The organism is Microcoleus sp. D3_18_C2, from assembly GCF_036702395.1.
GTDB lineage: Bacteria > Cyanobacteriota > Cyanobacteriia > Cyanobacteriales > Microcoleaceae > Microcoleus.
Genome location: NZ_JAUBTG010000026.1, coordinates 76462 through 86184, shown reverse-complemented (window position 1 = coordinate 86184; position 9723 = coordinate 76462). Strand labels below are relative to the sequence as shown.

Sequence of the window (9723 nt, the reverse complement as noted above, 5' to 3'; positions counted from 1 at the left end):
TCCCGCCCGTCATGAGTGGACGGGCGGGACGCCCATCCCACTTTCAAGAGTGGAAGTTATTTAATTCTCATTCCTTAGCAATTACCCCTTCCCAAATTTATTTAAGATAGCGAACCAAATACATATCCAACTCCCCTTTATTTTTAGCATAAATTTTGCCTCGGTATTCGCATTCAAAAAAATCTCTAACTAATTCAAACGTGTCGTGAGAGATATTGATATTTCCAGGGACACCGGAAGATTCCATCCGAGATGCAGTATTAACTGTATCTCCCCAGACATCATAGGAAAACTTTTTATTGCCAATTACCCCAGCCAGTATTGGGCCTGAATGAATGCCAATGCGGATATCCCAATAAGCAATGTTTTGTTGAGATTTCTGTATTTTTCGCAAATCCATGAACTGTCGAATTTCTAGGGCAGCAAGTACAGCGTCAAAAGCGTGTGTTGGGCGAGGCGTAGGGATTCCGGCCGCGCACATATAGCTGTCACCAATAGTCTTCAGTTTTTCCATAGAGTATTTATCCATCACGCGATCGAAATAAGAAAAACAATAGTCTAGTTCGTCAACTAATTCTCGCGGCGTCATTTTTTCAGATAACTGAGTAAAGCCTTTAAAGTCAGTAAATAAAACCGATACGTTATCATAATAAAGTGGTTCCACTTTGCCGTTATTTTTGAGTTCCTCAGCAATCTCAACCGGGAGCACATTCAACAGTAGCCGATCGGATTTGTGCTTTTCGGCATCGAGTTCGGAATACAGCCTATTTATTTCTTTAAAACGTTCAGCATTGCGGATGGCTGAGGATAGTTGCAAAGCCAAAAGATAGCCAATTCGCAAGTCTTCTTGAGTGTAAGCTCGCGGCTTGGTTGTGGCAAAATTAATGGTTCCTAAAACCTTACCTTCGCTTTCCAAAGGAAGGATTATTTGCGAAGCGTAGGGGGATAAAATAGCAGTAGCACCCGCTTCTTGAATTAATTGAGGTTGACGTGTGTTGAAGGCCTTGTGAATAGGGCCGCCCTCTGGGAGGGCTGCAATATCTACAGGAATATGCGGGCCAAATAAAGTCATGCAAGCATTAGTGCTGTGCAGGCAAACGCTACAGTGTTCAAAGTCGAGCAACCATTTGGCTTGCTTGCCTACTACCCGCAAAATCTGGCCCAGATCGAGGGTGCGGTTAATGGCTGTGGCAACTTCGTTAACGGCGGAAATGCGGATGGAAAGGGCTTGAGCTTCTGCTAACAAACGGCGGGCTGTCAACAGAAGTTCTTCTCGATCTTGATCTTCTAGCCGATCGCCCATAATAGGGGTATACAATGTAGATTACAAAGCATCTATTTCCAGGGCTATTGCATCCGTATATCGGTTGACAAAGCTAAACAAGTCTGCTGTCGCAATAATCTCAAATATTTCAGAATCATCTAGCCCTAAATCCCGCAGGTTTTGGTAATCAGTTTCTGTCACTTCCAGGGGTTTTGTAGCAGCGAGCAAGCCAAAGGTAATTACGGCTTTATCACGTTTTGGCAAAGGGCAATTGGCAAAGTCAGAAACTAGGGTTCGCAGTAGTTCTTCGCTCATCCCCAAGGCTGACAATCCGTGCAGGTGAACTTGGAGAGCGTACTCGCTATTATTTGATTGGGAAATAGCGACGCCGACCATTTCTTTAAGCGTGCGGGGTAAGTCTCCTTGCAGAATGGTTCCCCGGAATTTTTTCCAATTTGCTTCTAATATGTCAGGGTTGATTGCCATTGACTTGAACAGGTTGGGGACGATGCCAAACCCCAATTCTGTCAAGATTTCTTCGTACACTGCTTTGGCTTTAGGATCTGTAAGTTGCTCGTATTCTATAAGTGGAAAGTGTGTCATTTTTTTGTTGAATTTTACGGCAATTAACTGGGTGATAATTTACGTTTTTGTTATGTAATGCTACTCAAAGGTCGATCTTACGACAGATATTGGCTTGAGTCGGATTGATAATAAAATGCACCGCTGTCAAAAAACCGCGAATCATGAAAATGAGCTAGCAACAAATCGGATTTTTGAGGCTGGATTAAACCTGTAATTATAGCAGTAACAGGCTCCCATAAAATTCTGTTGCGATCGGGTTTTACGACTAATTTTAGATGTTTCCAATGGTTGTTGTCAAGGATCGGCAATTCATCGGGCGCGACGGCGTGAAATCTTACCACAACTCTTGAATTAGAGATGGCTGTTCGGTTCGCTAATTTTTAGGTAAAAAACACTGTTCGATCTCACATCTTGCACCATTGTCAAGAACAGGCTTTTCGGCCTGTTCCACAAAGAGTGAATTTTCTTGTGGAACAGGCCGAAAAGCCTGTTCCTAAAAAGCTTATTGAGAATGGTGCAACATCTCAGTTCGATCGAACTCCACAAATGGCCGCAATCTTATACTCCGGCGCGCACAGGGGAAGAAATAAAACGCTGTGCGATCGACTTTATTGAATTAATCAGACGCTCGATCGACAACCCATGCCCCAGATCAGCTAGGCTAACGCCGGCGACTGGAGTTATCATGGGTAAACTGTAAACTTCTATCATTGTCGCTGCATTTGCTATGAACCCTGCCCTGACTCAATTTGGCGCTCAGATGTCCCACCTCACGGGAGTTCGGGCAATTATGAAAGATATTATTGAAACACTCCGAGCCGGCAGCGGGCAGGAGTTTATCAATTTGAGCGCCGGAAATCCGGTGATTTTGCCGGAAGTCGAGCAGTTGTGGCGCGACTGCACTGCGGAACTTTTGGCGAGCCCGGAATACGGCGAGGTGGTTTGTCGCTACGGTTCCAGTCAAGGTTATCAGCCCTTTATCAATGCGGTGTTGGCGGATTTTAATCAGCGTTACGGACTGAATTTGACCGATCGCAATATCCTAATTACTCCCGGAAGTCAATCGATTTACTTCTACGCAGCCAACGCTTTCGGCGGCTACACCGCACCCCCCCCATCCCCCCCTTACCAAGGGGGGGCTAGGGGGGGTAGCCTTAAAAATATCGTGCTACCGCTGAGCCCAGACTACACGGGTTACGGCGGCGTGAGCTTGATTCCCGAAGCGGTAGTCGCCTGCAAACCTACCCTCGATATTGATGCAGCCGCCCACAGGTTCAAATACCGCCCGGATTTCAGCCAATTGTCGATCGACCAAACCACCGGTTGCGTCATTTTTTCCCGTCCCTGCAACCCCACCGGCAACGTTCTCAGCGACGACGAAGTGAAGAAAATTGCCGATTTAGCGGCCGCTTTTGACGCGCCGGTGTTCGTTGATTCCGCCTACGGCCCTCCGTTCCCGTCCTTGAATTTTACCGAAATGACGCCGATTTTTGGCGGCAATATCGTGCACTGTATGAGTTTGTCGAAAGCCGGATTGCCGGGTGAAAGAATCGGAATTGCGATCGGCGATGAAAAAATCATTCAAATATTAGAATGTTTTCAGACCAATATGTGCATTCATTCGCCGAGATACGGACAGGCGATCGCAACTCGTGCTATTGCTTCCGGCGCTCTTGCCGACATCTCCATCAACGTAATTCGCCCGTACTATCAAAGCAAATTTGCGATCGTAGAAAGCACTCTAGAACAAGCAATGCCGAAAGATTTGCCGTGGTTTTTGCACCGGGGCGAAGGAGCAATTTTCGCGTGGTTGTGGCTGAAAGATTTGCCAATGACTGATTGGGAACTGTATCAAGAGTTGAAAAAAGTCGGCGTAATTGTGGTGCCAGGAAGTTCTTTTTTCCCCGGTTTGCGGGAAGATTGGCAGCACAAACATGAGTGTATACGCATCAGTTTGACTGCAACAAATGATGAGATTGAAACTGCCATGAAACGCTTGGCTCAAATGGTAGAAAAGCTTTATCAGTCTTGATTTCTGATACCAAATCCGGCGAAATCCACCCCCTTTATGATGCGGCGGTTGAAACCGCTGTCGAGAGTCAAACAAAGTCCGAGTCCGATCGAGTGACCGCGATTAAAAGGGCGGGTTTTTGAGATTGTCAATTATTGACAGATATTTTTCGTGAACCCGCCTCTACCGTATTAGGGGTAATCGACCGGACATAATATCAAAAGCGATTTCAATCGCCGACTCTGATCGAGGAGTTTTTAACAATTAAACTACCCGATAAACAAAACTCAGAGTTGCCCAAACATTCACATCCAAAGCCAAATCATCCGTCGATAGCCCCACTTTCTGTACCCCCGGAATGCTAGCGGCGTGCAAATCTTCGAGTACCGCCCGCGCCACATTTAAAGGATTCAACAGCACTCGAATTGGCTGGGCATCCCTCGTTTGCTGGATCTCGGCTTCTATTGCAGCTAGAGTTCGATCGAAGGTAGTCTCACTAAATATAATCACGATTTCCGCAAGTCCGATCGGCGCAGATACCGGCCACCCGATCGTCCCAGCCGCCGGCACGGTCAAATTCTCCCCCGGAGCGATCGGCCGCGACATTCCCCCCACAGCGTCTTTGCCCTCAGCGCCCAGCACAGACAGCCGTCCCCCGCTGTCCGAGCCAAACACCGCAAAGTAAACCGGGCGATCGCTGTCGTTATACAATCTGCACTGAATTCGGCTGCTGTTGCTCACACTTAATATATGATCGCGGGCGGATTTCTCACTTTCTCCGCTCAGCGGTTCCAGCCGATAATCACCGCCGGCCCGCACCGGCTCTCGCTGCGCCACAGCCCGCGCTTGCGGTGCGGTAGTTGCCAGAACCGCCCGCACCTTCAGGCGCGAAGACCCCTCATTGGCTGTCAGCCGCAGCAACTTCCCAGCGTGCAGCGCTTTCAACTGCGGAGTCAAGCGCTGCACCGCCACCTTAACTGCTTCTCCCCCGTCGCCCTCAGTATCGGGAATCAGCGTTTGAGCCAAAGAAAACAAACCGTAACGGCTGGGATACAAAGCAGGCTCGTGAGCCGAAGAAGTTTCGGCTAAAGTCGTTTCCGGGACTCTGCCGAACCGACAGTCAGCCAATTGCTCGCTGGCTACCGCCGAAACTTGCGGCACAGTCGCAAAGGCGCTGGTAGCGTCCACCCGCTCGATGCGTTCCAAACCCGAGTCCAAAGCTACTGTCAAACCGATGTTTCGCGGCAAAACCCGAATTTCTTCCCTCACCACTTCGCCGACTGTTAATTGGCCGTCTGTTTGAGCAGACCCATCTAAAACTTGGGCTTTAGCAGAGAGGCCCGTGCGTCCCCGCAGCAACAGCCTCGCGCCCTCGGAAGAATCCACAGCAAACACAGAACCCCCGGAGCACTCCAAAACCGAGGGCGACAACCCCCCCAGCCACAACTGCACAGTTTTGCCCCCCTCTTCCACCGCCGTCACAGCGCCGTCAGATGCAGGGGAATTGAAGATTAAATTTGAAAAATTCACCGCCGGCGCGATTGTTAAATCGTGATTGAGAATTTGCGGTTGCTGCGATAACCCCGCCAGCTTGCTGTAAACATTGCCCGCAGCGCGACTGAAACTGACGCTGAAGCTGCTAGCGGGAGTTGCCCACCACAAAGTTTGGGTGAGGGCGTAGGTAAACAAACCTGCGGTAAATCCGTCCCACTCTTGTTCGGCGGCGAGTTGGGAATTCGCGCCTGCGGCAACTACGGCGGCGGCAGGACGAAGATTTTTGCGGGTTCGGAGGCCTTGGGCAAACGTTAATTCTGCGAGGCGAGGCTGGCCGATGGTGGGGCGGGGGCGGGAGCGAATGCGAAAGTTACCGTTTTTGGAGAAACCCGGATAGGGGTAGCTGGTGTCGAGGATGGCGATCGCATTTTCTGTCGCGAGCGATCGCATCAACAGCAACAGCGTTTCCTCTAAAATATCGTTCACCGCCCGGTTGGCTAACAACGGCAAAACATCATCCGCCGGCACCAAACTGTTTTGGATTTTTCCGGGAGACTCGCCCAAACTGACTCGGCTACCGCAGCCACTAAAGTGAAAAACTACCACGTCACCGGGTTTTGCTTGTTGAGTCAAGTGAGTCACAAAAGCCGTCTCGATATTCTCCCTCGTAGCTTGAGCGTCAGTCAAAGTCAAAATGTCCGACGGCACAAACCCAAACCGATATATCAGCAGTTCCCGCTGCATTTCCACATCCGTGACGCAGCCGTGCAGGGGCGAGTCTGGATATTTGTCAACGCCCACCAACAAAGCCAATTTCCTGGCTGTCGGTTGCGCTAAGGCTTGGAGGTAGCCATCGCCCAACTGCAGCCACAGGGCCTCGCTGATTCCGATGGCGGCCAGCACCCGGCCAGCTTGCTGCAAAAATTCCCGCCGCTTGAGTCCCATTTTTAAATAGCTTTGAATTTTAAGTTGTGACTTTTTAGTTAAATTCCCCGCAATAATTTTAGGGAATTTAATTAAGTTGTGAGTGTTTAGTATTAAGATAAGTTTTAAGTTTTAAGTTTTGAGCTTTAAGTTTAAAATTATAAAATTTTAACTCAAAACTCAAAATTCAAAACTCTTCAGAATGTCGCCCCCACCAAAGTTCAAGATTTAAATCTCGTAACTAAAAATATTCATTGCCTTGGCTAATTCAGCAGCGACTTCCGGCCGGGAAAACTGGGGCGGCGGCAATTTTCCAGCGCGCAGCATTTCCCGCACTTTGGTTCCCGACAAATGCACCCGTTGTTCGGGAGTGCTGGGGCTTGTTTTAGTTGTAGCCATTTGTTCCGTCAGTGTGCAATAGAAAGCGTGCTCGAATTTCATCGGCACAATTCCCAATTCTCCCGGCTCAAATTCGTCAAAAATATATTGGGCATCATAAGTCCCGTAATAATCGCCAACTCCAGCGTGATCGCGCCCCACGATAAAGTGAGTGCAGCCGTAGTTTTTGCGGATTAAAGCATGAAAAATTGCTTCTCGCGGCCCGGCGTAGCGCATCGCCGCCGGATTAATTGCCAAAATTACGCGATCTTTTGGATAGTATTTTTCTAGCAGAATTTCGTAGCAGCGCATCCGCACATCAGCCGGGATGTCGTCTTCTTTTGTCGTCCCGACTAGCGGGTGCAAGAACAAGCCGTCTACTGTTTCTAAGGCGCATTTTTGAATGTATTCGTGGGCCCGGTGGATGGGGTTTCGGGTTTGGAAACCGACTATGGTTTTCCATCCTTTTTCTGTGAACAGCATTCTCGATTTCGCCGGGTCAATTTGGTATTGGGGGAAGCGAACATCTAGTTCGCGTTCCAGCAGCCAAATGTCGCCTGCGAGGTTAACGGGCCCGGATTTGTCTACTACTTGGACGCCTGGGTGTTTGATGTCGTCGGTGCGGTAGACGTTGATGGCTTCTTCTTCTTTACTGTAGTGATATTTTTCTGCAAGTTCCAAGATGCCGACAAACTCGCCCGCCTGGGTGTCGAGGCGCACTAAAGTTCCTGCTTTCAGGGGGGCGGCGACTTCTTCTGTTACCGAGAGGGTGATGGGAACCGACCACGGAAGGCCGTTGGAGAGGCGCATTTGTTTAACGACCGATCGATAATCAGCTTCGTTCATGAACCCTTTGAGGGGACTCAGGGCGCCGATAGCGATCATTTGCAGGTCGGAGATCGATCGATCTGAAAGCTGAACTCGCGGCAGGGACTCTGCTTTGTCGAAAAATTCTTGTCTTTGGTCTAGTGTGGCAATGCGGTTGACCAGGATGCCGCCGTGAGGGGCAATGCGGTCTGAATGCTGGCTCATGTCGATTTGAAGTTGTGGGTTTTAGCTGCCAGAGTACATAGTATCAAGCGGTGGCTGCAATTCTACATTTTTTAATTGTTCTGGACTTGTGCACAACGCTGCTTTTGTGGCGCTGTAATTCTTTAACTGTAAACTCGCGCACTCAAAACTCTAAACTTTCGCCTCAAGTCTGGACTTGAAATTCTTCGGGATCTATTCCCCAATTTACCCAGCTAATCGCTTCTTTAGCGGAGCACACTTTTGGCGGCACTCGCAAAGCGTGAAGGTGTCCCGTACTCGGACAAGTCATCTTTAACAAATAAATTGGCTCTATGTCAATATTATTCTCAATTTTCAACAAAGTATATTCTTGGTAGGGGTAGCCCCCCGTGGCTACCCACTTATCCAATTCAGTTGCTTGCAATTCTTGACAAATTTTCGGATAGCCGATCGCCTGAATCAAAACTCGCCGCACTTCGGCATTCTGTTCTTTTAACAGCCATGAAGCTTGCCAAGATTGGGGCGGAATTTGACCGATTATTTCCGGCAGTCGGACGCCACGATAAGAGTATAGACTGAACTTGTCAGCAAATTCAACCGCTGGTTGACATAAAGCGTGGAGCAAATATTCGTTGTCAAAATGAAGTTGGATCGAGCGATCGCACACAAAGCACATTTTCTCAAACGGGTAAATCCAGCCGCAGTTTTCCATCTGAAATCTCCCGCCCAACTTCCTTGCTAATTTGACGTAAACTTCGTCTTTAACATGAAGGTGCAGTTGATTCATCAGTTGAGCGTACAGCGGATTATAGAGTTGGCTGTAAATCTTATTTTCTAATTTCCTGTCCAGTTGACTTCTTAATATATCGTACAATTCATTATGAATTTTGTTTCTGATTTCGCTGGCCATTCCCAGACCAGAATCGCGTATCCTTAGCGGTTCAACTGCTTGCAAAGCTATGTAAGGGCTGTCAATCGATTTTAGATTTTAGATTTTAGATTTTAGATTTTAGAGGCGATTCCACGGATAAATGCGGGGGCTTGAGGATTTTCGATTTTCGATTTTGGATTGATTCCCTTGTAGGCGGTGTTGATGGCCGCTGTCGCTTGCGGGCGATCGATCTGTGCGATCGAAAGTCCAATTTGTCGCCACTGCTCGCGATAAATCGGAATTAGCGCTGTTTTTTCTGGAGTCATTGCGATTATTGGTACAGCTATATTAAATGAATTCCGGTTGTATTGGAATGATTAAACCGCAGAGGGCGCAGAGAATACAGAGAAACGGAAGAGACAGATGAATCATTCCGATGCCAACGGATTTGATATTATTTGATTTTCGGTAATTTTTTTCGCTCTCGCCTCTGGGAAAAAAATATTATTAAGTTGGTAATAACCAGGGATTTTTCCTATAAACCTATTTTATTAGATTCGTCAACTTATTGGTATAAATTAACGATTGTTTGCAAAACACCTAAAATCATAGAAACATTATCTAGACAATAAACATCAACATCAATAATTAAATTATTTCCTTCTAATTTAAGAAACCGCCAGACAACCCCAGTAGTTACGCAGCCATATATTGCAGGTATGGAACTGTGTTCGCGTTCGTTAAATAGCTGAGCCGCTACCATTTGTGCTGCACACTGTGGCAGACAAGATTCTATTTCTCCGCCTTTAGTTTCTCTCAATACAAAAACCGGAACTTTAATTTCCAAATCAAACGGAACGGAAGACAATAGAAAGTCGCATTCCCCATTCAATCCCCGCTCAGGATCTACATCAAATGACCAACCAGAAAAAAGAGAAAATTGTCTGTTGTTCCTTTCTCTAAATTCTAACAGAATAGGAGAAATAATCCGTTCCGAACGTTCTTTTACAGTTGTAACAGCAGTGTTAGAACTAATTTCGATTGCTCTCCAAAGCCATTCGGAGGGTTCTATTGGAACCACCTTGGCACTCAAAAGAGGACTGAGTGATAGCTCCAATCCAAAGCGCTCTTCTAATTGTTGGAAAGTAAAGGATTTGTAAGACATATTTCTCTAATCAGTCGGTG

8 protein-coding genes and 1 pseudogene are annotated in these 9723 nt (G+C 47.5%); 2 read left to right on the top strand and 7 right to left on the bottom strand.

Annotation, left to right across the window (positions count from 1 at the left end):
* Positions 1-97 precede the first annotated feature (97 nt).
* The 3 genes from QUA88_RS17060 to QUA88_RS17050 all read right to left on the bottom strand — a co-directional run bounded on the left by QUA88_RS17060 (position 98) and on the right by QUA88_RS17050 (position 2190).
* The gene (locus QUA88_RS17060; protein WP_333053875.1) at positions 98-1318 is read right to left on the bottom strand and encodes an adenylate/guanylate cyclase domain-containing protein; all 1221 of its coding nucleotides are present in this window, start codon (positions 1316-1318) and stop codon (positions 98-100) included.
* A gap of 6 nt (positions 1319-1324) precedes the next feature.
* A complete protein-coding gene (locus tag QUA88_RS17055; protein ID WP_333263997.1) occupies positions 1325-1867 on the bottom strand; it encodes a peroxidase-related enzyme in 543 nt (180 codons plus the stop codon).
* A gap of 77 nt (positions 1868-1944) precedes the next feature.
* Positions 1945-2190 (bottom strand): hypothetical protein, encoded by a 246-nt coding sequence (locus QUA88_RS17050; protein WP_333264001.1) that lies wholly within the window; start codon positions 2188-2190, stop codon positions 1945-1947.
* 170 nt (positions 2191-2360) lie between these two features.
* Here QUA88_RS17050 and QUA88_RS17045 point away from each other — a divergent pair, with 170 nt between their 5' ends.
* Both QUA88_RS17045 and QUA88_RS17040 read left to right on the top strand, forming a co-directional pair.
* Positions 2361-2549, top strand: coding sequence for a hypothetical protein (locus tag QUA88_RS17045; RefSeq protein WP_333272771.1), 189 nt, complete (start codon positions 2361-2363; stop codon positions 2547-2549).
* Positions 2550-2576: 27 nt separating this feature from the next.
* Entirely contained in the window at positions 2577-3881 is a 1305-nt protein-coding gene (locus QUA88_RS17040; RefSeq protein WP_333264007.1) for a valine--pyruvate transaminase, read from the top strand.
* A 243-nt stretch (positions 3882-4124) separates the two neighbouring features.
* On the opposite strand, the gene QUA88_RS17035 is transcribed toward QUA88_RS17040, so the two are convergent.
* The 4 genes and pseudogenes from QUA88_RS17035 to QUA88_RS17015 form a co-directional block, all read right to left on the bottom strand.
* Entirely contained in the window at positions 4125-6299 is a 2175-nt protein-coding gene (locus QUA88_RS17035) for a caspase family protein (RefSeq protein ID WP_333233032.1), read from the bottom strand.
* A 207-nt stretch (positions 6300-6506) separates the two neighbouring features.
* On the bottom strand, positions 6507-7688 hold the full coding sequence (sat, locus tag QUA88_RS17030) for a sulfate adenylyltransferase (protein ID WP_333272768.1): 1182 nt from the start codon (positions 7686-7688) through the stop codon (positions 6507-6509).
* A gap of 163 nt (positions 7689-7851) precedes the next feature.
* Positions 7852-8873, bottom strand: a pseudogene (locus QUA88_RS17025) (DUF6745 domain-containing protein).
* Positions 8874-9103: 230 nt separating this feature from the next.
* Positions 9104-9703, bottom strand: coding sequence for a hypothetical protein (locus QUA88_RS17015; protein WP_333210286.1), 600 nt, complete (start codon positions 9701-9703; stop codon positions 9104-9106).
* Positions 9704-9723: the final 20 nt, after the last annotated feature.